This is a genomic window from uncultured Lactobacillus sp. (genome assembly GCF_946477725.1).
In the GTDB taxonomy this organism is placed as follows: domain Bacteria; phylum Bacillota; class Bacilli; order Lactobacillales; family Lactobacillaceae; genus Lactobacillus.
This window is the reverse complement of the sequence record NZ_CAMKZC010000002.1, coordinates 18,535-44,119: the sequence shown is the minus strand read 5'-3', so window position 1 is coordinate 44,119 and position 25,585 is coordinate 18,535. Positions and strand designations below refer to the sequence as shown.

Annotated in this window: 19 protein-coding genes and 1 other RNA gene; 14 read left to right on the top strand and 6 right to left on the bottom strand. The window is 35.2% G+C overall.

Annotated features, from left to right (window positions below; genetic code table 11):
- Positions 1–26 precede the first annotated feature (26 nt).
- From Q0R51_RS01495 to Q0R51_RS01450, 10 genes are all read left to right on the top strand, one after another.
- Entirely contained in the window at positions 27–593 is a 567-nt protein-coding gene (locus tag Q0R51_RS01495; protein ID WP_294756399.1) for a DUF1273 domain-containing protein, read from the top strand.
- 92 nt (positions 594–685) lie between these two features.
- Entirely contained in the window at positions 686–1,126 is a 441-nt protein-coding gene (locus Q0R51_RS01490) for a DivIVA domain-containing protein (RefSeq protein WP_294756193.1), read from the top strand.
- Positions 1,127–1,152: 26 nt separating this feature from the next.
- Positions 1,153–1,522: RNase P RNA component class B (rnpB, locus tag Q0R51_RS01485), an RNA gene on the top strand.
- 65 nt (positions 1,523–1,587) lie between these two features.
- On the top strand, positions 1,588–2,721 hold the full coding sequence (locus tag Q0R51_RS01480; protein WP_294756192.1) for a class I SAM-dependent RNA methyltransferase: 1,134 nt from the start codon (positions 1,588–1,590) through the stop codon (positions 2,719–2,721).
- On the top strand, positions 2,708–3,937 hold the full coding sequence (locus Q0R51_RS01475; RefSeq protein ID WP_294756190.1) for a metallophosphoesterase: 1,230 nt from the start codon (positions 2,708–2,710) through the stop codon (positions 3,935–3,937). Before Q0R51_RS01480 ends, Q0R51_RS01475 begins: the two co-directional genes overlap by 14 nt.
- Before the next feature lie 600 nt (positions 3,938–4,537).
- Positions 4,538–6,214 (top strand): formate--tetrahydrofolate ligase, encoded by a 1,677-nt coding sequence (locus Q0R51_RS01470; RefSeq protein ID WP_294756188.1) that lies wholly within the window; start codon positions 4,538–4,540, stop codon positions 6,212–6,214.
- 9 nt (positions 6,215–6,223) lie between these two features.
- Positions 6,224–6,691 (top strand): signal peptidase II, encoded by a 468-nt coding sequence (gene lspA, locus Q0R51_RS01465; RefSeq protein WP_294756187.1) that lies wholly within the window; start codon positions 6,224–6,226, stop codon positions 6,689–6,691.
- A complete protein-coding gene (locus tag Q0R51_RS01460) occupies positions 6,681–7,592 on the top strand; it encodes an RluA family pseudouridine synthase (protein WP_294756184.1) in 912 nt (303 codons plus the stop codon). Before lspA ends, Q0R51_RS01460 begins: the two co-directional genes overlap by 11 nt.
- A complete protein-coding gene (locus tag Q0R51_RS01455) occupies positions 7,593–8,648 on the top strand; it encodes a carbamoyl phosphate synthase small subunit (protein ID WP_294756183.1) in 1,056 nt (351 codons plus the stop codon).
- Between the two features lie 2 nt (positions 8,649–8,650).
- Positions 8,651–11,827 carry a carbamoyl phosphate synthase large subunit gene (locus Q0R51_RS01450; RefSeq protein WP_294756182.1) on the top strand — a complete coding sequence of 1,059 codons (3,177 nt, stop codon included), beginning with the start codon at positions 8,651–8,653 and terminating at the stop codon, positions 11,825–11,827.
- A 35-nt stretch (positions 11,828–11,862) separates the two neighbouring features.
- On the opposite strand, the gene Q0R51_RS01445 is transcribed toward Q0R51_RS01450, so the two are convergent.
- Positions 11,863–13,551, bottom strand: a complete 1,689-nt coding sequence (locus tag Q0R51_RS01445) for an NFACT family protein (protein ID WP_294756181.1) — start codon at positions 13,549–13,551, stop codon at positions 11,863–11,865.
- 334 nt (positions 13,552–13,885) lie between these two features.
- Between Q0R51_RS01445 and Q0R51_RS01440 the strand changes: the two genes are divergently transcribed.
- The 3 genes from Q0R51_RS01440 to Q0R51_RS01430 all read left to right on the top strand — a co-directional run bounded on the left by Q0R51_RS01440 (position 13,886) and on the right by Q0R51_RS01430 (position 15,938).
- On the top strand, positions 13,886–14,287 hold the full coding sequence (locus Q0R51_RS01440; protein WP_294756180.1) for a MarR family winged helix-turn-helix transcriptional regulator: 402 nt from the start codon (positions 13,886–13,888) through the stop codon (positions 14,285–14,287).
- Positions 14,288–14,375: 88 nt separating this feature from the next.
- Entirely contained in the window at positions 14,376–15,254 is an 879-nt protein-coding gene (locus tag Q0R51_RS01435) for a DegV family protein (RefSeq protein ID WP_294756179.1), read from the top strand.
- A 48-nt stretch (positions 15,255–15,302) separates the two neighbouring features.
- Positions 15,303–15,938, top strand: a complete 636-nt coding sequence (locus Q0R51_RS01430; RefSeq protein WP_294756178.1) for an NUDIX hydrolase N-terminal domain-containing protein — start codon at positions 15,303–15,305, stop codon at positions 15,936–15,938.
- Between the two features lie 18 nt (positions 15,939–15,956).
- Here Q0R51_RS01430 and xerS read toward each other — a convergent pair whose 3' ends face one another.
- Positions 15,957–17,042, bottom strand: a complete 1,086-nt coding sequence (xerS, locus tag Q0R51_RS01425) for a tyrosine recombinase XerS (RefSeq protein WP_294756177.1) — start codon at positions 17,040–17,042, stop codon at positions 15,957–15,959.
- 1,489 nt (positions 17,043–18,531) lie between these two features.
- Here xerS and Q0R51_RS01420 point away from each other — a divergent pair.
- Complete coding sequence (locus Q0R51_RS01420) at positions 18,532–18,891, top strand: helix-turn-helix domain-containing protein (RefSeq protein ID WP_034979176.1); 360 nt, start codon at positions 18,532–18,534, stop codon at positions 18,889–18,891.
- A gap of 41 nt (positions 18,892–18,932) precedes the next feature.
- On the opposite strand, the gene Q0R51_RS01415 is transcribed toward Q0R51_RS01420, so the two are convergent.
- The 4 genes from Q0R51_RS01415 to parE all read right to left on the bottom strand — a co-directional run bounded on the left by Q0R51_RS01415 (position 18,933) and on the right by parE (position 25,500).
- Positions 18,933–19,862 (bottom strand): manganese-dependent inorganic pyrophosphatase, encoded by a 930-nt coding sequence (locus Q0R51_RS01415; RefSeq protein ID WP_294756175.1) that lies wholly within the window; start codon positions 19,860–19,862, stop codon positions 18,933–18,935.
- A 135-nt stretch (positions 19,863–19,997) separates the two neighbouring features.
- Positions 19,998–20,933 (bottom strand): LysR family transcriptional regulator, encoded by a 936-nt coding sequence (locus tag Q0R51_RS01410; protein ID WP_294756174.1) that lies wholly within the window; start codon positions 20,931–20,933, stop codon positions 19,998–20,000.
- 139 nt (positions 20,934–21,072) lie between these two features.
- On the bottom strand, positions 21,073–23,526 hold the full coding sequence (parC, locus tag Q0R51_RS01405) for a DNA topoisomerase IV subunit A (RefSeq protein WP_294756172.1): 2,454 nt from the start codon (positions 23,524–23,526) through the stop codon (positions 21,073–21,075).
- 15 nt (positions 23,527–23,541) lie between these two features.
- Positions 23,542–25,500 carry a DNA topoisomerase IV subunit B gene (gene parE / locus Q0R51_RS01400; RefSeq protein ID WP_233557710.1) on the bottom strand — a complete coding sequence of 653 codons (1,959 nt, stop codon included), beginning with the start codon at positions 25,498–25,500 and terminating at the stop codon, positions 23,542–23,544.
- Positions 25,501–25,585 lie beyond the last annotated feature (85 nt).

The following is a 25,585-nucleotide window of genomic DNA, read 5'->3' as shown; positions in this document are numbered from 1 at the left end:
TTGAACAAGGAGCCGTTTGTTTCATGATGCAAAGACTATGGGTAACTGGGTATCGTAATTACGAGTTAAACACATTCGGTGATAAGGATCCCAAAATCAAAATCATAAAATTAGTTTTAAAAAAACATATGCTAAATTTACTAGAAAATGACCAGCTAGATTGGGTAATAACCGGAGCAAATCTAGGAGTAGAGCAATGGGCCAGTGAAGTGGCTATTTCCTTGCGGAAAAAATATCCCTTAAGAACATCTATTATTGTTCCTTATGAAGACTTTGCCGGCAGATGGAATGAAAGCAATCAAGAAAAGTATCTTAATTTAAAAAGTCAAGTTGACTTTTTTGCTTCTACATCTAAAGAACCGTATCAAAACCCAGTTCAACTGCGCAATTACCAGAATTTTATGCTACTGCATACAGATAGAGCCTTAATGCTTTATGACCCTGAAAATCCTGGTAAACCCAAGTTTGATTATAATTTAATCAAGAAATACCAAGAAACGAAAGAATATCCGCTTGAATTAATTGATTTTTATGATCTACAAGATGAAGCTGAGGAGTATCAAGAAAATCAAGCAGATAATTATAAAGAATAAGGATAACTTATTTTTAAAATTAACATTTTTGTTTTAAGCATGGCTAGTTTTTGCTAGAATAAAAGTGATAAAAAAAGGAGTTGTATATTATCATGGCAGATTTAAATGATATTCAACTATCCACACAGGATATTTTAAAAAAACAATTTAGGACAAAAGTTAAAGGTTTAGACCCAGATGAAGTTGACGCTTTTTTAGATAAAGTAATTGCTGATTATGACACCTTTGAGCAAATAATTGAAGACCTTTACGGCCAAATTGGCAAGCTGCAAGGTGAATTAATGGATGATCATCATAAAGAGCAAGCTCTTGAGTCTCAAAAAACAAGAAGAATAACACCAGTAACAACTGCGGAAAGCATAAAGACGTATACCCCTAATCATGAGCGTTCAACGCAGAGTTTCAATCCAATTAATAAATCAGATACACAAACTGAAAATTCCACCAATATGGCCATTATTCAACGAATTTCGACTCTTGAACGCAAAGTTTATAATCTTGAACAGCGAGTTTATGGGTTACAAAAAGACTAAGCTTTGATATAATTCTTAATGGTGCAATTTTTGAGCAGTCGCGGTTTGATCTGAAAATAGGTCAGGCTGAGGAAAGTCCACGCACGCACGAGCTGAGATGCTTGTAGTGTTCGTATTTAGCCCAATAAGCTAAAGAATTTTAATTACGGCGAAAAAAGTGCTAAGTCATTCTAATGATATGCATGAATATTCTGAAAAGTGCCACAGTGACGAAGCAGAAGTGGAAACACTTTTGGTGGAACGAGGTAAACCCTGCGAGCGTGCAACCCAAACTTGGTGGGGGCGTTCAATCTAAGAAAATGAACTAAAGATTGGATTGCTACTAGTTTAGCAAAGATAGATGGCTGCTACAGGTATTTATGCCACAAATACTTGAACAGAACGTGGCTTACAGAAATTTGCATTGGCAGCGTTGAGCTTTTCAAAGGGCTCAACGCTTTTTTTAAAGGAAAGAATAAAAGATGAGAAAATATCAATTATATACAACCATGGGTGTCGGCTTTGAAAGCGTTGTTGCCAAGGAACTACAAGCGCTGGGATACCAAACTCACACGGAGAATGGCAGAGTATTTTTTGAAGGCGATCAAAAAGATATTGTCAAAACCAATCTGTGGTTAAGAACGGCCGACCGCGTTAAAATTTTACTCAAAGAGTTCAAGGCGACTGATTTTGATACCCTTTTTAATCAGGTATATGATATTGATTGGGCAGAACTATTACCAGTTGACGCTAAGTTTCCTGTTAAAGGCAGGTCTGTCAGATCAAAGTTGCACTCTGAACCTGGTATTCAATCAATCGTAAAAAAGGCGATTGTAAACAAAATGTCCGATCAGTATCATCGTCGTGGCTTTTTACCAGAAAATGGTAATGAATATCCCCTTGATATTCATATTAATAAAGACATTGCCCGCATATCGCTAGACACTACTGGTGCCAGTTTATTTAAGAGAGGCTATCGGATTGAACATGGTGGAGCACCGCTGAAAGAAAATTTTGCGGCAGGATTATTAAAACTAACTCCATACGATGGCAGTCATCCTTTGATTGACCCAATGACGGGTTCAGGTACTTTAGCTATTGAAGCTGCTTTAATAGGGAAAAATATTGCCCCTGGTATCTGGCGCCAATTTGCTTTTGACGGCTTTGACTGGTTTGACAGTTCAATTCATGATGAATTGGTAGCAGAAGCTAAAAGTGAAATTAAACCTCTTGACCAACCAATATGGGCGTGTGATATCGACCAATCAATTTTAGAAATTGCCAAATTAAACGCCAACAATGCCGGTGTTTTACAGGATATTTACTTTAAACAGGTTGCAGTAAAGGATTTTGCCACAGACTTAAAAAATGGGGTTATAATCGCTAATCCACCTTATGGTAAAAGGCTGAAAGATCGGGAATCAGCTGAGGCAATTTATAAACAAATGGGTGAGTCTCTTTTAAAATATGACACATTCAGCCAGTATTATTTGGTTGGCGATCCGGCGTTTGAAAAATTTTTTGGTAAAAAAGCAACCAAAAAGCGCAAACTTTTTAATGGCAACTTAAGGGTTGATCTCTACCAATATTGGGCAAGAAAAAATGATTACAAATAAAGTAAATACCGAATTTTGGGTGATTACAGATACGCATTTAATTGCAGATAGCTTGCATGATGATGGTCAAGCATTTCAACGTATTCAAAATACCAGTCAAGGTAAAGACCTGGTTTATCAAGAAACAGCTTTAAGGGCTTTTACTGCTTTTGCTAATAAAAAAAAGCCTGCTGCTATTATTGTTACTGGGGACGTTACTTTTAATGGTGAGCTTATTTCGGCACAAAAATTTGCAGAAATTTTTCGTAATTTAAATGAAACTAAATTACTGGTTTTACCTGGAAACCACGACATATATGACGGTTGGGCCCGGGCTTTTCAAGGTCCTAATCAGCTTTATGCCCATCAAATAAGTCCCACTGATTGGCAAGGAATTTTTAAAAGCTCATATGATTGTGCTCAGAGTATTGATCCTAATTCATTGGCATACAGCGTACAATTAAATAAAGAATACCTATTAATTTTACTTGATTCCAATATTTATGGTGAACATGAAGCTAGTGGTGCTCCCGCTACTGAAGGACAAATAAGTGAAGAACAAATTATCTGGTTAGAAAAGCAGTTAGAAAGTGCTAAGATGAAGCACCTTAAACCACTTTTATTCATGCACCATAATCTTTATGTTCATAATCCAGCAGTAAATCGCGGCTTTGTCTTAAATAATGCTCAAACATTATGCCGTTTATGCCAGGATTATAAGGTTAAAATTGCTTTTTCTGGCCACATTCATGCTCAAAATATCGTTGAGCCTCAAGCAAAAACACCCACTACAGAAATTGTTACTTCAAGTTTTTGTTCATACGACCAAGGATACGGAATAGTCAAAGTAAGACCCGATCACATTGAATATCAGCGTCATACATTTGATATGAAACCTTTTTTAACTAAAAAAGAACGGCTAGATTCGAACTTGGCTCACTTTCACAGCTACTTAAAGAACATTCAAATAAGAAATTTAACTGGTAATTCAAATAAAAAAGATCACTTAAACGATGAACAAGCTAGACTGCTACAAAAAGTAAACCGTCTTTTTATTGAAATGAATTATCAATATTTTACTGGCCATAATCATATAGAAAAAAAGCAACTAAAAAATTTATACTCCTCTAAGGAATTTAAAATCTTAGTTAGTCAAAGGCCGCGATTTAGCGACTATATGCAAACTTTATTCGATACTACTAATCACAGTAACCTCAATACAAAAATTTGGTATTAACAGGGATTTTTATGAAAAAAAAGCACTTTATTATTTTAGGTCGTAGTGGATTAATTTATTTTTGCTGGATCTTAATTGTATTTTTCTTGAGTCTGATATTTTTATATGAAAGCACTAAAGCTTTTAATTGGCCAGCACTTATTTGTATTTTATTTTTCTTTATGTTATTGCTCTATACTTATTTTAATTCATACTGGGATACGAGCATATTCAAACTCCCATTTCGTTCTAAGACCAAAATGTTATCTGAGCCAACAATTTTGCTGCAATGGCATATTTTTAAGATTTATGAAATTAAATTGGACGAATTTGGGCATTATTATTTGTTAAGATTTGAAAAATAAAATAGTGATGTGACCGCCAAATTTGTCCTAAATTTGGCGGTCACATCATAATTTGGCAAAAGTAGCTATTTTATTTATTGCAGAAAATTTAGCTTTATTCTTAATTTATAGCAGGTTATGCGTAAAAAATGCTTAATGTTTGATATAATGACAATTGATTAAAGAAAAGGTGGGACCTAAATTCTAATATGAAAAGGATATTACATAAGATGGATGTTTAGTTATTAAATTTTATATACAGAAAGAGGCATGCGCAATGAAATCAGATATTCAAATTGCACAAGAAGCACACGCATTACCCATTAACGAAATTGCTGCTAAAGTTGGTTTAAGCAGCTCAGATATTGAGCCATATGGCAATAATAAAGCCAAGATTAATTGGCAGGCAATTAAAAAGACATTGGCGAAAAAGCACCTGGGTAAATTGATTTTGGTAACGTCAATTTCTCCTACTCCAGCTGGAGAAGGTAAATCAACAATGACTATTGGTCTGGGAGATGCCATTAACAATCAGTTACACCAGAAAACTATGATTGCTTTACGCGAGCCTTCAATGGGTCCAGTCTTTGGCTTAAAAGGTGGAGCAACTGGTGGCGGACAAGCCCAGGTTATTCCAATGGAAGACATTAATCTCCATTTTACGGGAGATATGCATGCCTTGACAGCTGCTATTGACACTTTAGCGGCCTTAGTAGACAACTACATTTATCAAGGAAATGAACTCGATCTAGATCCTGACAGGATTCTCTTGAAACGGGGAATTGACGTAAACGATCGTAGTTTAAGAAATATCACTGTAGGACAAGGTTCCAAATTCAACGGGATTGAGCACAAATCCAGTTTTGCAATTACGGTTGCCAATGAACTAATGGCCATTTTGTGTTTGGCTACCGACATTAACGATTTAAAAAAGAGAATTGGTTTAATGCTCGTGGGCTACACTAAAGATGATAAGCCCGTTTACGTTAAGGATTTGGGATTTGAGGGTGCAATTGCAGCTTTGCTTTCTAACGCCTTAAAGCCAAATCTAGTGCAAACAATTGAACATACACCCGCTCTTGTACACGGTGGGCCTTTTGCCAATATTGCCCATGGTGCCAATACCGTTATGGCAACTAATTTAGCATTGCATTTAAGTGATTATGTTTTAACTGAAGCAGGATTCGGCAGCGACTTAGGCGGTCAAAAATTCATGGACTTTGTATCTGAACATTTGGCTAAAAAGCCTGATGCCAGTGTGGTCGTGGCAACTGTCCGTGCTTTAAAATATCAAGCTGAAGGTACCACTGAAAACTTAAGTAAAGAAAATCTGTCTGCTTTACGTAGCGGTTTTGCAAATCTTAAGAGGCATATGAACAATATGCGTAACTATGGCATTCCTGTGATTGTTTTAATTAATCATTTTGCAACTGACAGTGAAAATGAACTCTCACTTTTACAGCAATTGATTAAAGAAGAAGGAATTGATTCTGCTGTTGTTGATTATCACGAGCAGGGTTCAAAGGGCGGAATAGAAGCCGCCAAAGCTGTCCTTAATTTAGCAAATTCAGGTGAAGGCAAGCTCGTGCCTACTTATCAAAAAGATGATAAGGTAAAAACTAAAATTGCTAAAATAGCACAAAAAATTTATCATGCAGCTAAAGTAGAATATACTGAAAAAGCCGAAAATGATATTCATGAACTTGAGAAAATGGGGAAGGATAGGCTGCCAGTCATTATTGCCAAGACACAGTACTCATTTACTGATAATCAAAAACTATTGGGAGCACCAACCGATTTTACATTGCATGTGAAGGGCGCTAGTTTGAAAAATGGAGCTGGGTTTATTGTTATCACAACCGGACATGTTTTAGATATGCCAGGATTACCTAAACATCCAGCTGCATTAGATATTGACGTCGACAATAATGGTAAAATTAGTGGCTTATTTTAAAAAATATCGATGCAATTCTTATATTTAATTATTTCATTATTTATTGTACTTCTTGATCAAGGACTAAAGTTTTTTATTGCAGGTAATTACAAGCTGGGAGAAACGCAGCAGATTATACCCCACGTTTTTTCATTTACCTATGTACAAAATGACGGAGCAGCCTGGAATATTTTGTCTGGTCAAATGGGACTTTTTTACCTGATTAGTATTATCGCTATCGTAATTTGTTTATATTACCTGCTACGAAACGATTTTCACAGTAAGCTTTTTGATTCTGGTGTAGCACTGGTTTTAGGCGGAATTATTGGCAATTTAATTGACCGTATTCATTTAAAATATGTTATTGATATGATTCAAGTTGACTTTATTCACTTCAATATTTTTAATATAGCTGACTCTGCCATTACAATTGGAATAATATTGGTATTTATTTATTTGCTCTTTTTTGACGAAAGCGAAAAAAACGATGCCAAATAAATACCAGATTGTTATCAAGGATGAAAAGGGCAGAATAGACAAAGTGCTGGCAAATGCAATTCCTTCTTTATCACGTTCGCGAATTCAAGAATTGCTCCATGATCAAAATATCTTGGTTAACCAAAAAATAGTTAAGTCGTCCTATAAAGTACAAAAAAATGACATGATTATGGTTACTGTTCCAAAATTAAAGCCACTGGCTCTAATCCCGGAAGATCTCCCTTTAGACATTATTTATGAAGATCATGACGTTATAGTAGTTAACAAGCCTCAAGGTATGGTTGTTCATCCAGCTGCTGGACACCCAGATCACACACTCGTTAATGCATTATTATTTCATACAAAAAACCTGGCTAAAAGTCCTGAAGGATTTCGTCCAGGAATTGTCCATCGCATTGACAAGGATACATCTGGTTTATTAATGGTGGCCAAAAATGCTTTTGCACGTGAAAGTTTAGAAGAACAACTGGCCACCAAAACTAATAAAAGACTGTATTTAGCAATAGTACACGGTAATTTTTCTGAAAAACAAGGAACAATAGCAGCTCCAATTGGACGCGATCAGTATAATCGTAAAAAAATGGCTGTAGTAGGCAACGGTAAAGAAGCTATTACACATTTTACTGTTCTTGAACAGTTTCAAAATTACAGTTTACTCAGATGTCGTCTTGAAACGGGTCGAACTCATCAAATCAGGGTACACCTTGCTTATATTGGCCATCCTGTTGCTGGAGACCCATTATACGGCCCGCATCATACCTTAAAGGGAAATGGTCAATTTTTGCATGCTCAAGTATTAGGATTCAGACAGCCAACAAATGGTAAATGGCTCGAATTTGCAGTACAGCCTCCACGAATTTTTTTGCAAAGACTGACGGAATTGAGAGAAAAAAGTGATTAAATGAAACGATATTTGATTCTGGAAAATGGTCAATCTTTTCCGGGAGAGGGTTTAGGAGCTTCCATAATTTCTACCGGAGAGTTAGCAATGCAAACTGGTAATTTTGGTTATCAAGAAGCTTTGACAGATCCAACCAATGCAGGCAAAATTCTCGTATTCACTGCACCGATGATTGGTGGCAACGGCATTAACGCTATTGACTATGAAAGCATTAATCCGACGGTAAAAGGAATAATAGCTAATGATGTTGCGCAAAATATTTCCGAAAGTGGCAACTTCCAGGATTTAGCTTCTTTTTTAAAAGAAAAAAATATACCAGCAATTTTTAATGTTGATACCAGAGCTTTAGTTCATCTTTTGAATAAGGAGAAAACAATCAAAGCGTCAATTATGGACACAAATGATGAACACGCTTTTGACCAAATTAAAGCCTTGGTTTTGCCCAAAAACAAATCTGCGGCTGTTTCTACTAAGAATGCATATGCAGTACCTAATGTAGGGAAAACCGTAGCTATAATTGATCTTGGTTTAAAGCATTCCATGCTTAGAGAATTATCTTTAAGAAAGGTTAATGCTACAGTTTTACCATATAATGTTGCTGTGCCTGATATTGAAAATTTGCGGCCACAAGGAATTATCATCTCAGGAGGACCCGGCAAGCCAAATGAATTAATGCCAGACCTTGAACCAATTTTATCGGCTTTTTATGGTCAAATTCCGCTTTGGGGAATTGGCTTAGGATTTTTAGTATTAAGCGATTTTTTGAATTTCGAACTTGTTGACTTACCGCAACCATATAGTGGCATTAATTATCCAGTTATTGATCAAAATACAAACAAGATTTGGCAAGTGGCTATGAATATTGATCAACTGGTTCTGCCAAACAGTGTTCAATTCAAAATGGAAAGAGAATTTTACGATCTTCACAGTGAATTACTTGCCGGTTACAGCAATAAAACTAACAAGGTAATTGGCACAGCTTTCAATGCCGAAGGAGCGCCAGGAAGTCTTGATGCTCTTCCTATTTTTGATAACTTTGTAAAGATGATGGTGTAAACATGCCTTTAGATAATGATTTAGATAAAGTATTAATCATCGGATCAGGTCCAACTTTAGTCGGTAAAGTATCCGAAACTGATTTATTAGTTGAAGACGCTATTAATGCACTTTTTGAAGAAGATATTCAAGTAGTTTTAGTCAATCCTAACCCTGCAACTATTTCTACTGATAAAAAGCCCGGCTTAACCGTATATCTTGAACCAATGACCTTGGAATTTCTCAAAAGAATAATTCGCATGGAAGAACCAAATGCCATTATCTCTGCTTACGGCTCTACAACTGGTTTAAAAGTTACCCGGGAACTTGTTCAAGATGGTATTTTGAGGCGAATGGGAGTGCGCTTGTTAACTTTAAACAAAGGCACTTTGGCAATGGACAATCACCAAAAAATGAATGCTTTTTTGACAGAAAATCAGATTGAGGCCAGCAAATATTGGAATCTAACTGATTTCGATGCAATTAATTTGCAAAAACAACTGGAAGAGTCCGTTCACTTTCCTGTGATGCTTATCAAACAAAAAGATGCAGCACTTAACCCAAAAATTATTTTTAATAATATTACTGATCTGAACGAATATTTACAAAAAGAAAAACGACTGGAAAATTTTTCATTTAGCAATTATCACTTAGCAGAAGACTTATCTTCTTGGGACGAAGTAATTGTCAATATTATTCGTGATAGTTCAGGCAACACGCTTTTTACTAATCTAGCAGATACTATTGAGTCTGTAGCTATAAATGCCGGGGATTCAGCAGCTGTAATGCCCGCCTTGACTCTTAACAATGACCAAGTACAAAGAATTCGGGCAATTTCCCAAAAAATAGCGGCTAGCTTACAAATAATAGGAATTTTAAATATACATTTTGCTGTTAAACACGAAGGTACTAAATTTGTGGTCAAAGTTTTATCGATAAAGCCGAGGCTAACCCGTAGCGCTATTTGGTCTAAGAGGATAGGACTATATAGTTTAGGTTATATTGTCTGTAAAATTGCACTCGGCTATCGTTTAGATGAAATTAAAGATCCGTTATCAGGGCTTAATGCCGCAATCGAACCTACCTTAGATAAAGTAGCCATTAGGATGCCATTTTGGTCATTAACGCAATCTGGTAGCAACCATTACAAATTAGGCAACAGAATGCAGGCGAGTGGAGAAGCTATTGGTTTAGGTACAAATTTTGAATCTGCTTTTTTAAAAGGTCTGGCTTCAACAGTTAATATAAAAATGTCACTAAGCGTTTTTCAGGCGGAAAAAGCTAAGGATAAATCAGAAATTATTTCTGATCTAAAACAGCCGGATGAATTACATTTACTTAAGCTACTTGCTGCAATTGCAAAAGGTTTTAGTTATCAAGAATTACATGAAATTGTTCATATTCATCCGGTATATTTTCAAAAACTGTATCATATAGTTGAAATTGGTCATAAATTAGTAAATGAGCACTTAACCGATGAATTACTAATTGAAGCCAAAAAGAGGGGCTTTCGTAATCTCTTAATTGCTAACTTAGCTAACAGCAGTGTGGGTGCAATTGAAAAAAGACTTGCAAAAATACATTTAAAACCCGCCTTCCAGCAAATTGATGGCACTGCGGGAACCATTAAGCCATTAGTTAAAGCATATTATGGCTCATTTGGAGTTCAAGACGAAAGCCGAGTTTTGCCTGCCGCTAAAAAGGTTTTAATAATTGGGATGTTGCCATCACAAGTGTCAGTTACGAGTGAATTCGACTACATGATAAGCCATGCAATTGATACTTTACATAATAATAATTATGACATTATTTTGCTTTCAAATAACGATGAGTCAGTTGCTATTAGCTACAAGAGAGTAGACAAAGTTTATTTTGAGCCAATTACAGTTGAAAGTATTCTGCAAATTACCGAGAAAGAAAAAATCAAAGATGTTTTAATCCAATTTTCTGGTAAAGAGATGAATGCTCTGTGTAAGAAATTAATCGAAAACGGTCTGAATATTTTAGGTAACAAGGATGTTAATCCTAAAGATCGCATAGAGCAGGCCTTAACTAAACCAGTAAAAAATTTAAGTCAAAACAAAGTGCTAACGACTGTTAATAAAAGTGCAGCCCAAAAGTTCATTATAGAACACGGATTTCCAATTTTAATTGGTGGTTTTAATAATTTGGGAGTAAAGCAAAAATCAGCTGTCGTTTATGATTTACCTGCCTTAAAAAAATATTTAGAAGAAAATCAACTTTCTAAAGTAAGCTTATCTCATTTTATCGAAGGAAATAAATATGAGATTACTGCCATTTCAGATGGTAAAAATGTAACTCTGCCAGGTATTATTGAGCACTTGGAACAAACAGGTTCACATGCGTCAGATTCAATAGCTGTTTTTAAACCACAAAACTTATCCAAAACGGCCAAGAAATTATTAACTGAATTTGCTATTGCACTAGTTAAACGTCTGAATATGCGTGGTATTTTTACCTTACATTTCTTAATTGTTGATAAAAAAGTATATTTATTGCAAATTAAACCTTATGCTGGCCATAATATCGCTTTTCTTTCCAAGGCTCTTGGTAAGGATATTACCAAATGTGCGACAGAAGTTTTAATCGGAAAGTCTTTGCCTGAATTAGGATACAAAAGTGGATTATGGCGTTCAAATAGCTTTATATTTGTTAAAATGCCAGTCTTTTCTTATATTAATTATCAAAGCGAAAATACGTTCGACTCAAAAATGAAGTCTTCTGGTTCTGTCATGGGTAGAGATACCGAACTGGCAAAAGCTTTATACAAAGGGTATGAAGCTAGTGGCCTAAAAATACCAAGTTATGGAATAATTTTTATATCTGTGCGCGACGAAGATAAGAAAAAAGTAACAGAATTGGCTCAGAGATTTTACCGTTTAGGCTTTAAAATAATTGCAACCGAGGGTACGGCTAATGGATTGGCCGAAGCCGGTATTACAACTGGAATAGTGTCCAAAATTAGTCATGGCTCTCGCAGCTTATTAGACAAGATTCGCCAACATAAGATTGATATGGTAATAAATATTACTAATTTATCTGATTCCGCTAGCGATGATGCAACCAGAATACGCGATGAAGCTCTGAATCAAAACATACCAGTTTTCTCAAGCATCGAAACTACTGAACTTATTTTAAGTGTTTTAGAGTCTTTATCTTTAACTACTCAGCCGATTTAAAAAGCGAGGATGATTTTTACTTCATCCTCGTTTTTTTAATTTATTCTCTTAGATAATACCCTGGTTTTTTCAGGGGTTACTGCAATTGAATTTTGCCCAGTATAAATGACAAAGCCTGGTTTTGCCCCATTTGGTTTTTTAACGCGTTTATCTTGAACGTAATCGACTTGTACGTGAGCTGAATTTTTAGCTTTGGAGAAATATGCAGCAATTTCAGCTGTTTCTAAAATGTCTTCCTCTGTCGCCTCAGCCGATTGCAAAATCACGTGTGAGCCCGGAATATTTTTAACATGAAACCAAATATCAGTTTTATTCGCCTTTTTTAAAGTTAACCAATCATTTTGTAAATTATTCTTGCCAACTAAAACAGTTTTACCCGAAGATATACGAAATTTATTCAGATTCTTTTCGGTAATCTTCTTTTTCCGTTTTGGTTTTTGGGGCTTCTTCAAATATCCCTGGTTCATTAACTCTTCAGTAATTTGATCGATATCCTGCGGTTCAGCATTATCAATTGCAGTCTGAACAGAATCAAAATAATCTAAGTTATCCTGAGCAATAGATATTTGCTTTTTAACGTGTTTAATAGAATCACGTAATTTTTTATATTTAGTGAAATATTTTTGCGCATTACGAGCAGGAGAGAGGGTAACATCAAGTTTAATTTTTAGTGGGCGATTATTATCATAATAATTTGGCAAAGAAACTTCTGCCATCCCTGGCTTAACTTGCGATAAATTTGCGTTAAGTATTTCTCCTTGTATCCTGTATCCTTCAGAATTTTCTGCCAGTTCTAGCTGCTTTTTGAGCTTAACAATTTTTTTGGTTAATTTTTTGTACTCATTTTTGATTAGCCGCTCAATTTGAGCTGACTTTTGCCGTACCCAATCTTGATTTGACTGATACTCGTAAAACTCATCTAAAGCATGATTAATATCCGGATCAGCACTTTCTTTTGTCAGGTTAAGATGGTAGGGTAGGTAGGGAAAAATCTTACGTTTATTTTTTGGCGTTTTTAATATAAAAGCGCCTTTTTTATTAAATTGATCCATAAAAGTTTTAAAGGACGAATAAGAAAAATCATCTTCCAAATAGCCAGTGAGCTCCTGGCGATCGTCACGATCCAGGCCACTAATATGACCAGCAAAATCTACTGGATCGGAATGTATAGCCTTTTCTTTAAACTCTTTTTCTGTCACTTCAAAACCGTTTATTCCAGATATTAAGGGCGGTAATTCATATTTTGCTTTAGGTAAAAGCAGCCGCACTCTGTTTTCATCTGGATTAATCCGTTTAAGCAAATCGATTATATGTCCACTTTTTTGATCATAGAGTATGACATTACTATGTCGTCCCATTAATTCTAATGATAAAACTAACTGAACTTGATCTCCCAGCTCATTACGATTACTAAAATTGAAATTTACTATGCGGTCCACACCCAGCTGTTCAATCGATTGCAATACTGAGCCTTCCAAATATTTGCGCAGTACCATGACAAAAGTAGGAGCCTTATCAGGATTGGCAATAGTCTGGCTAGTTATGTAAAACCGCGGGTATTGCGCATTTGCCGATAGTAACAACTGAATATTTTTGCGCTCTTTTCTAAAAGTTAATACTAAATCTTGTTCAAATGGTTGGTATATTTTTGAAAGCCGACCATTGATTATTTTTGGCTTAACACTATTTAAAAGACTATGTATGAATAAGCCGTCAAAAGCCATAATTATCACCTCAAAACACGCTTACTATTATATCAATTATTAAACAATTTGTATTCGCTTTAGGCAGATTTTATGAATAAATCTTAAAAAAGAGTACCACTAATCATATATTAATTATAAATCTACTTTTTAAAGCAGCTATTGCAAAAAACTGATATACTGGTAATATAGATTTAAAGTTATCAATATAAATGTTTATAAGCTAAAATTAATAGTAAATAATATTACTATACAGGTAAGTTCAATTGTTTCTCAAAATAATGTCTTTAAAATTGTGACCATTCTATATATTAGCTTACAAATTATTTTTGTTTTTATCAGAAAAGGTAGTTAAATGGATGTTTTATCTTTTAGCACAATAGCGGACAATATAAAAAACGAAATAAGCAAAAAAAGTGGCTTAAATCTTTCACAAACAAGAATTTTGTTATATTTCGATCAAAATGACAATACAGCTTTAAAAATGGGAGATTTAGCTGATAACTTAAAAATTTCGCTATCGACATTGAGCAGACAATTACAACAGAAAAAAACAGTGAGTTTTATTACTGTTAAAAGATCCGAGAGAGATTCAAGCAAAACTGTTTTGCTTAATGAAACAGGACTTCAAAAAGTCGTTCAATTAAAACGTGTATTAAAAGAAATTGAAGAATCGCTACTGCGCGGGATCAGCAAGCAAGAAGTAGCCGTTTTCAACCATATTTTCAGTGAATTAGTGCAAAGAAGTGAGAAATAATTTGTTCTGCTAGTTGATGGTCGAAACACTTATTTTTTTATGCTATAATTCTTGTATGTTGTACAGACAAAAGCGAAAGGTAAGTTAGATGAAGATTGCTTTAGTTACTGATAGTACCAGCGCCATAACAAAACAAGAGGCGGAAAAAAACAATATTATTGTTATATCTATTCCTATAATCATAGGTCAAAAAGAGTACTTAGAAAATGTTGAAATTACTTCTGACCAGCTCTTTAAGATGCAAAGAGAAGGAGCAGATTTTCCTAAGACTTCTCAGCCTAGTAGCGGTGATTTAATTCGTCTTTTTGATCGCTTATATGATGAAGGTTATGAGGCTATTATCGCAATTACACTATCAAGCGGAATTTCAGGATTTTATCAGACGCTTTGTAATATATCGGAAAACAATCCCAAATATAATCTACATGCTATAGATTCAAGGATGACAGTTCGTCTGCAGGGAAATTTGGTTTTAGCTGCAGCCAGAATGATAAAGAATGGTGTTGACCTTGATACCATTCTGGCAAAATTAGATAAAATCAAATCAACCATAGATGAGATTTTTGTCGTCAACGATTTAAAAAATCTGAGTCGTGGTGGTCGCTTGAGCAATGCAACTGCTTTTATTGGATCCATGCTGAACATTAAGCCACTGCTTACTTTTAAAGATGGGGATATTGTGGCATTTGATAAGATTCGATCTATGAAACGAGCTTTTATCAAAATTAAAAGCTTGACAGTGGAAAAGATTGATAAGTTGCCTTATAAAGACCAAATTAAACTTTTTATCATTGATTCTAATGATAAAAGTCAAGCTGAAGAAGCAGAGGACTTTTTAAAGGAGAAATTTCCCAAGCAAAATATTTCAGTAACGAAGTTTAGTCCGGTTATTGCGACACATTTGGGAGAAAAATCTTTTGCCATTGGCTGGATGATAGATATTGATAAAATTGATTTAACAAAGTAAGAGCAACCTTTGAGAGGCTGCTTTTTTGCTAAAAAATTGAGGCTTTTTATGAAAAAATTAGACCAACTATCAAGGTGGGCAATAGAACTACAAAGTATTGCTCAAGATGGCATTGAATACGGCCACGATCGTTTTGATAGAGAAAGATACCAGCAGATAAGAGAAATTGCAACAAAGATGATGGCTGCTAAAACTGGTGAGCCGATTGATGTGATTAAGGGGTTATTTAGTAGTGATGACGGTTATCAGACACCTAAAGTATCTACCAGAGCAGCAATTTTTAATAACCAAAAAATTTTGCTGGTGAAAGAGTCTACCGACAATTTATGGTCAATGCCAGGCGGGTGGTGTGAGCCAAATATGACGGTTAAAGCAAATTGTATAAAGGAGGCAGAAGAAGAATCTGGACATAGAATTGCGGTTGAGCAAATCATTGCCATAAATAACCATTCAACTAACATTCATGACAAAAAGCGCGTTGAACGCGCTATCAATGTATGCAATGTTATTTTTCTCTGCAGAGATTTAGGAGGAAAATTTGTCAATAATATTGAAACTGAAAGATGTTCATTTTTTGACTTTGATAATCTGCCAGCTTTGTCACTAGCCCGAAACTCTCTAGCAGAAATAAAAATGTGCTTTGAGGCTAACCAAAGCTCAAATTGGCAGACCAGATTTGAATAAACAAAAAAGCAAGCATGATTATGCTTGTTTTTTACTGTTATTTTTATCAGCTTCAGTAATCTCATTCAATGCAGCCCTTTGCTTTTTTTGATCAACGTGGGTATATAAATCAGTTGCTGAAGTTCCTTTTTGTCCCAGTTGCTGAGCAACCAAAACCTGGTCCTTAGTCACACCATATAATTCTGAAGCCACAGTATGGCGCAATTTATGAGGGGTAAGTGGATGACCAAAGGTAGCTGAATATTTATTAACCATCTTTTCAATTGCACTGGCAGTAATCCTTCTGGTTTTATTGTGCCACCGTGTAAGAAAGAATGCTGCATCTTTTTTTGAGGCTGAATAACGTTCCTGGCGAATCTTTTGATATCGTCTGATATAAATTATTGTCCATTCGGCAATTGGAACGCTGTCTCTTTGACCACCTTTACGTGTTACGTCTAACGTAGCCTTTTTAAAATTAATGTCAGAAACATCAATTCCTGCGCATTCTGAGACCCTTATTCCTGTTCCCAAAATTAATGCAATAATTGCCATATCACGTTCTTTATTAACTTTAAAACCAGGTAGAGCATGTTTATTGCATTGAAGTTCATACTTAGTAGCAATAAAGTCTAGAAACTGATACTTTAATTTGCCGGTATACATGTGTGATTCTAAGACGTGTGCGCGGTAGTTCAGCGTTTCAGTATTATTGAGGGAATCAATTTTAAGCATTACGTTTCGTTCAAAATATGGCTGACCATTAATATTGTCGGCAGTTATGGTTAAAAACTTAAACAAGGACCTTAACGCATTTATGGAACGGTTGATGGTAGTGGGGGAGTTAAGATTACCCTGCTTATTTTTGACGTGGCCTAAATAGTTGATGTAAAGCATAATGTCATTGCGTTGCAATTTGGCCAAAGTTTTGGTTTCAATTGTCTGATTATTTTTTGCCTGTGAAATGCCTTCTTGGCGCAGCCAATCAAAAAAACGTCTGATTTCTGTTAAATATTGATAGGATGTAGCTAAAGAATGATTGGTGCCAAAGTTATAATCTTTGACAAAATCCGGCATTTTTTTTAATTCATCATCGATTAGATCTAAGTATTTTTTGGTTTCCACGTAGCAAAATTCTCCTGACTGAAATAATTATGTATTCTATTATAAAGCAAAATCAGAATGTATGTTTGTCTTTTTTATTCTTGGTTACCTTAAAGAAAGGGGAAAAATCAAACAGATAGCCGCTCAAGTACATTTATCGCACAGATTATTGAACTGCGGTTTAATTTGCTGGAAATTAAGAGGGTGATTTGACTATTTAAATCCAATAATTAATAGATAAAGTATAGTATTCAGAACAAAATTAGGGGGGCATTAGGAGTGAAATTCAAGTAATTAAATCTGGACTGTAGCGTAGCTTTAAAGAGGGGGAAGGCAGGCTTATCTAAAAGCTATACTTTAACATATTTATAGCAAAATTTAATATATCCAGCTTAAAATTTTGCTCGTTAATTGCTAAATTGTGAGCTTTAACGTCTGATGTAAATGAAACTTTGTCTGCGATATTTTTTATTGCTTTCGTTAAAACTATAATTTTAATGAAAGCAATAAAACAAATGTAACACCAAATTACTATTTCCAGCAAATCGCACACTTTCTTTATACCAATTAAAAAGACACTAAACTTACCATTTACATTAACGATTTACACTCAATGCTTAAACTTTTACAATTTAAACTAGTTGTTTCCATATTATTTTTTTAAATTTGAATATGGAAATCTGCCTATGTCAGAAAAATTTGACTGATACTAAGATAATTAATTGCTGTTAAAAGATCAGTTAAGCGGTTTTTGAATTTTAAAAGACTCTAAATACTTGTGTGAGCATTAAAAATTTTTAGTTTAGAACATTTAAGCAAGGTATTTGTCCATCAGCCCTCTATCTTTAATTTCTAATATAACTTTACATAATATATATTATACGAAGTTATATCTTGCTTAGGCATGCTGAAATATCTCAAACCTAAATCACCCTCTTGGAGCTAAAAAAGTTACTTGATATTCAAAATTTGCTAAAAGTTTTATGATAAAGACTGACAGTGTATTTTTATGATTGAAATAGAAATTTCAGTTTTAATTTTAACTTGCAATATAAGAATTACCCGAACAGTTATAACATACTACCCCAAAATATAGTTAATCCATCCACAGTTAATTTCTATATTCAAAATAACTAGCATAAATATGGAAAAATATAAATAAAAGCGCTTTCTAAGCTTGATAAATATATAAACCCATTTAGTCGTGCTCTTTTTTTGAGCAAGTGTCTTTCTACTCGCAGCCATAGCAAGCGAAAGCAGTCTTTGATATAATATTTGCCACTCTTTCCTTTTTCATTTTAAGGTTATTAATTGGTGCTTTTTTATTTTATTTTCCCAAAAAATAGCTTACAATACTATGTGGGGTATAGTTTAAAACATTTAGTTTGAGTTTAATTTTGCTAAAAGCAAGTGTTTTATTCATTATTTTTTTATTTTAATGTTTAATTCTATAATTAATCTGTTATTATAGAATATGGAATTATTTTTTTGAAAGGGTTGAATTTATTCCATGAGTATAAATTTAGGAAAAGAAATATGTCGCAGGCGACGTGAACAAAAATTAACCCAGGAGGATCTCGCTGAATTAAGCGATTTGTCGGTTAATTTTATTTCCCGTCTCGAGCGTACCAAAAACCAGAATATAAGTATTCAAAAGCTTGACTCCATTGCCAGAGCCTTAAATACCACTACACCGGATATTATTATGAATGCCTATCGCTTTAAAGAAGTTAAAGTTGAAAATCATCAAGATAATACTCCAGTATTTATTAAGAAGGTTCTTAATGAACTTAGAAAAATGTCACCTGATAAAGCTGAAAGAGTATGCAAATCATTCATCATTTTGGCTAAGGAAATTAATAAAGATTAAAAAAACACGAAATAGAGAAAATCTATTTCGTGTTTTTTAAATTACTTAAAAGCTTCAGTTAGTGGTGGCACAACCTGTTTCTTTCTCGAAACAACACCCGGCAAGCTGATTTCAGAATCCTTAACCTCACCAAATGCCTTTTCAAATGAAGCTAAAGCTTCATCTGAACCTATAACTAATGCAGTTGAATCTGAGTCAAGTACATTAGTTATAAGCAGCATAAATAAATCGTAGCCTTCAGAATTGGCAGAGTCTTCCATTGTCTTTAAGAAAGCCTCTTTACGTTCCAAAGCCTCTGGTAAGTCAACTACATTGATTTGAGCAACCCGAACGTTCTTGCCATTCAAATCAAATGATTTAGCATCTAGATCAATTAATTCTTCTTCCGATTTACTTGCTATATTGGTTCCAGCCTTCAGTTCTTCCAAACCATATTTTTGGTAATCAACATTAGCAATTTCTGCAAGTTCCTGAACAGCCTTTTTATCTCTCTCAGTAGTAGTTGGCGATTTCAGCAATAATGTGTCTGATATTATTGCTGAGAGCATAATTCCAGCAATATTTTTGGGAATTTCCACCTTAAAATGCTTGTACAGTCCATACATAATTGTACTTGTGCAACCTACAGGTTCCGCAAGATAAAACAGAGGCATACTTGTATTAAAATTCATAATTCTATGATGGTCAACAACATGTGTTACAGTCACTTTATCAATATCGGAAACGCTTTGCTGCGGTTCGTTATGATCAACAAGCATTACCTTATCCACTTCATTAGCAGCTGTTTTAATAACTCTTGGTGCTTCAAAACCAAATTTCTTTAAGGCAAAGGCTGTTTCATCGTTAGGTTCACCTAAAGCAACCGCTTCTGTATTGTAGCCTAATTTATTTTGCAAATATGAATATGCAATCGCTGTTCCTATGGCATCAGTATCTGGATTTTGATGACCAAAAACTAATTCTTTTTCCATTTAACTTTCCCCTGTTTCTTTTAATTTTTTTACTTATCTTCTAGTTTACCTAATAAAACCTTTTCTTCCCAGAAAAAATTTAAATTTATATTTTAGTTTAAATAATTGATTATGTCTTATTGATTGTAAGATGAATTAAACTTTCAAAAACTTTTTAAATTCGGCCAAAAAGTTTTCAATCCGAGGAACTTCTTTCTTACCCTTGCGATAGATAATTGAGGTTGTAAATTTGGGAACACCTTTTAAAAATACTGGTTTTAAATCAATTTCGCCTTGGTTAAGTTGATAATATGATTCACTTACAACTGTATCATAATCAGTTTCCTGCGCTGTATCAACCATTTGCTTTGTCGAAGTAAAGGTTAAAGGAACATTTAACCCGTTTTTAGCATTTAATTTTGAGCCTAATTTATCTTTTAACAATTGAGTTAAGTAAAAACTATCCGGATAAAGTACCCAATTTTTTCCTAAAAATTTGGAAACTGGGTATGCCCTTTTTGCCTCAAAATTAGAATTGTGTGTCAAAATTGTCAATCTCTCTTGTGTGACCTTCATTTGTTCATACTGATTCTGTATGTTGGATTGACTTTTCTTAGCAGTTTCAGGAACATAAAGCAAGCCTAAATCAATTAAATTATTATCAAGATTATACCAAAGATCTTTCCTTTTAAAATAAGAGACACTAATAGTAATATTCGGAAACTTTTGGTTAAACTCAATCAAAAACCGTCTGAGCAGATCAGAATCAACACTTTCTAAAACACCTATTGCAATATTACCCTTGTCAGCCTGAGTAAATTCTTGAATATCACTAACCACAGAATTAATGGTTCCAAGCAATTGAATCGCTCCAGTTTGCAATTGCTTACCCGCTTCCGTTAGGTAAAGCTTTTTACCCATTTGTCCAAATAACGGCGTTCCAATTGCATGCTCGATTTTCTTAATTTGTTGAGTTAAAGCCGGTTGAGTAATGCCCAGGATCTGAGCTGCCTGAGTATAATTCATAGTATCAATTAATTGCAAAAAATAATGTAGGGACTTGGTTGAGAGTATTGTATCTGTTTTAGGCATAATATTATTCCTTCTATCTTAACAATAATATGGCTCTATATATATGCTATTATTAATCAAAAACCCCTCTGTGTCAAAGTATTATTGTAATTCAATAAAGCACTTTCACAATTTATTGATATCATTAAATAAACTAAAATTAATTATTGCCTGATGGCCTGCTCAGTCTTATATTAACTGGTTCTCCATCACTAGTAGTATCAATCACAAACGAACCATTTGAGTATCTGTCGCCTAACGGATAAGCACTAGTTAAGATCTTTATGTGCCTTTTACTCGTAGTGGTTACAATTAAAGTATGATCTTGCCCATAAGACGTAACCGCGACAATGCGGTGTGGCTTAGTTTTAAGTTCTCGTAATACAAGTACCCCTCGTTTGGCACGTGATACTTTATTTACCAGATTAGCTTTAAATTGTTTAAACGCCCCTCTTTGTGTAATTATGCCAACATGAACCAAGTCAAGATAATTAGGATTTATTAAGATATAAGAAATGACATAGTCCGCAGGCTTAAGATTGACAGACTTTACTCCAAACGATTTGGCTCCAGATTCTGGAATTTCTACCAAATTATAGCGAATAGCATATGCGTTATGAGTAAATAAAATTATTTCGTCATTACTGTTATTCTTAACTAAATCAACGCGAACAACCATGCTGTCTGATTTTTTCATTTTCATCGCTGTAATTGCTCGTGAATGATAAGTCCTTGTAGGTTGCAAATTACTTAATTGTAATTGTTTGATATAACCATCATTGGTAGCAAGTAAAAAGTTGACATTTTGGTTTAAGTTGTCGAGGTCAAATACACGAATAATGTTTTCATCATCATTTAACCCAATTTCTTGAGACAAATGTTGGCCAGTTTCCTTCCACTTTGCCTCAACTAGTTCATTTACCGGACGGTAAATGACATTTCCCCGACTGGTAAAAAGATATAAATTGGTTAAAGTAGATACTGTTTTTTCAAATACTACATCATCCCCGCTTGGCAAGCCGTTATCCTCATCATCACTTGACTGCCAGGAACGGATAGAAGATCTTTTCAGGTAGCCATCACGACTTATCAATACACGAACCTGTTCTTCAGCAACTAGAGCTTTTTCATCAATTTGAATCTTAGCATTTGCGGAAGAAATTTCGGTCCTTCTCGGATTGCCAAATTCTTTTTTAACAATTGATAGTTCTTTAACTATTTCTTTTTCCAAAGTTTTGTTATTAGATAAAAGCTCCTTAAAACGGGCTATCTTTTCGCTTAATTCCGTTTGCTCTTTAACTAAAGCAGCTACATCGGTATTAGTAAGTCTATATAATTGCAAAGAAACAATTGCTTCTGCTTGTCTAGCTGAAAATTCAAATTCATTGGACAAATTTTTCTTAGCTTCAGCCTTATTTTTTGATGAGCGAATGACTTTGATCACTTGATCTAAAATGTCCATGGCATGAATCAAACCCTGGATAATTTCCAGACGTTCTTCAGCTTTATTTAAATCATACTTAGTTCTTTTGGTAACTACCTCTTTTTCATGTTCTAAGTATGAGGACAAGATATGCTTTAAGCCAACTTGCATTGGCGTCATGTGATCAATAGCAACCATATTGAAATTATAGGAAACCTGTAATTCAGTATTTTTAAAGAGATAATTTAAAATATTTTGTGCATCGGCACCTTTTTTCAATTCGACTACAATTGACAAACCATGACGGTCAGTTTCATCCCGGACCTCAGCTATCCCGTCAATTTCTCTGTTAAGACGGATTTCATCCATTTTCTTAACTAGCAGCGCCTTATTAACAGCAAAAGGAATTTCCGTAATTACAATTTCTTCCCGGTGCCCTCTTATTTCTTGAATAGAAGATTTAGCTCTTACCTGTATTCGGCCACGCCCTGTCTCATAAGCTTCACGTAAGCCTTTTTCGCCCAGAACAATTGCTCCAGTTGGAAAATCAGGACCTTTGACAAATTGCATCAGATCGCTAAGAGTGGCATTAGGATTTTTTAGCAAATAGATAGTCGCATCAATTACTTCGGTTAAATTATGTGGCGGAATTTCTGTAGCATAGCCCGCTGAAATACCTGTAGAACCATTAACTAGTAAATTAGGAAAGCGTACCGGTAAAACAGTGGGCTCATATTCAGTATCGTCAAAATTTAGTACCATATTGACTGTATTTTTATCAATATCTTGCAGCAACATGTTGGAGATCTTACTCAAACGAGACTCAGTATAACGCATAGCCGCGGGGCCATCCCCGTCCATTGAGCCATTATTACCATGCATTTCAATTAAAGGCTCACGCATTTTCCAATCTTGCGAAAGGTGAACTAAAGCACCATAAATTGAACTGTCACCATGAGGGTGAAAATTACCCATAATATTACCTACAGCTTTAGCTGCTTTTTTAAATGGTTTGTCGTAAGTATTGTTATCCTGGAACATGGCATAAAGGATTCTTCTCTGCACAGGTTTTAACCCGTCACGAATATCCGGTAAGGCCCGTTCCTGAATAATGTATTTGGAATATCTGCCAAAACGCTCACCCATGACCTGCTCAAGCGGCATTTCACGAATTCGTTCTTTTGTTGCCATTAATCAAAAACCTCTTTATTCATTTTCTTCTTCTAAAATTGAAGTGTTATCGCCTAATCTAAACTTAACATTCTCTTCAATCCATTTTCGTCTGGCTCCAGCCTTATCTCCCATGAGTGTGGTAACACGTCGTTCTGCTAAAGCAGCATCATCGATTTTGACCCGAATAAGCAGTCTGGTTTCCGGATCCATGGTTGTTTGCCACAACTGTTCGGCATTCATTTCTCCCAGTCCCTTAAATCGCTGCAAGGTATAACCACGACCCATTTTCTTTTCAGCGGCCGCAAGCTCTTCATCGGTCCAGGAATATTGTACTTGGGCCTTTTTACCACGACCTTTTTGCAGACGATAAAGAGGAGGCAGGGCAATATAAACTTTACCGTGTTCAATCATCGGCCTCATATAACGGTAGAAAAAGGTTAACAACAAAATCTGGATATGGGCACCATCATCATCGGCATCCGTCATGATAATTACCTTATCGTAATTGGAGTCTTCAACGTTAAATTCGGTTCCGACTCCAGCACCGATAGTATAGATCATAGTGTTAATCTCTTCATTCTTAAAAATATCCTGAAGCTTGGCTTTTTGGGTGTTCAAAACTTTACCACGTAAAGGCAAGATTGCCTGGAACTTACGGTCTCTACCCTGTTTTGCGGAACCACCAGCTGAATCACCCTCAACCAAAAACAATTCGTTCTTTTTGGGGTTACGCGATTGTGCCGGAGTTAATTTACCTGAAAGAACTTCTTTTTTGCGCCGTTTTTTACCATTTCGACTTTCATTGCGCGCTTTTTTGGCAGCTTCACGAGCATCCCTTGCTCTTTGCGCCTTTTTTACCAGCTCTTGCGCCAACTCGCCTTTTTCCATCAGGTAGTATGACATTTTTTCATAAACGATTGCATCAACAACAGATCTTGCTTGCGGAGTGCCCAGTTTACCTTTAGTCTGCCCTTCAAACTCCAACAGCTCTTCAGGGATCTTGACTGATAACACAGCGCTTAAGCCCTCGCGATAATCCGACCCGTCAATGTTTTTATCTTTTTTCCCTAACAAGCCCTGCTTTTTAGCATAGTCGTTAAAAGCACGCGTAAAGCCACTACGGGCCCCTACTTCGTGAGTGCCACCGTCTGAAGTGCGCACATTATTAACAAAAGAAACCAGATTTTCTGAGTAGCTGTCACTGTATTGACCGCTAAACTCAACTTCAATTTCATCTTGTTTTCCGGAAAAATAAAAAACATCGCTTAAAGAATCTTTGCCCTCATTGAGATATGAGACAAAAGCTTTAATGCCATCATCATATTTAAAGTCATCATGATGCTCGGGTTCACGTTCGTCAGTTAAAACAAAGCGTACACCCTTTAACAGAAAAGCAGACTCTCTGATGCGCTCTTGAATAGTTTCATACTTATATCTGATTGTTGAAAAAATTTTTTCATCAGGTTTAAAAGTAATGGTAGTTCCTGTCGGCTCTTTAGTTTTACCCAAACATTTTAAAGTCCCAACTGGATGACCACCATCTTTGAACTCTTCTTCATAGGCAGTGCCTTCTCGCACAACTTTGACAGCCATATAACTGGAAAGAGCATTAACCACAGAGGATCCAACACCATGAAGCCCACCTGAAGTTTTATAGTTTTGCTCGGTAAACTTACCCCCAGCGTGTAAAACGGTTAAGATGACTTCGATAGTTGGTTTACCCGACTTATGCATTCCAGTAGGCATACCCCGGCCAAAGTCACGGACCGTTACACTGTTATCTTTATGAATCGTCACATCAATTTCGTTACCGAATCCGGCCATTGCTTCATCAACCGAGTTATCTACAATTTCGTAGACTAGCTGGTTTAAGCCATGCACATCGGTTGAGCCAATGTACATGCCCGGACGTTTACGCACGGCTTCCAGACCGTGAAGAATCTGAATTGATGAGTCATCATAAGAATTTATTTTTTTATTTGTTTTAACCAAATAGACTCCTCCAGTTAAAAATCATTTATTATTTAGCCCGCAAACGCAATAATCTCTGCTAAAATAGCATTAGACTTTAAGAGAG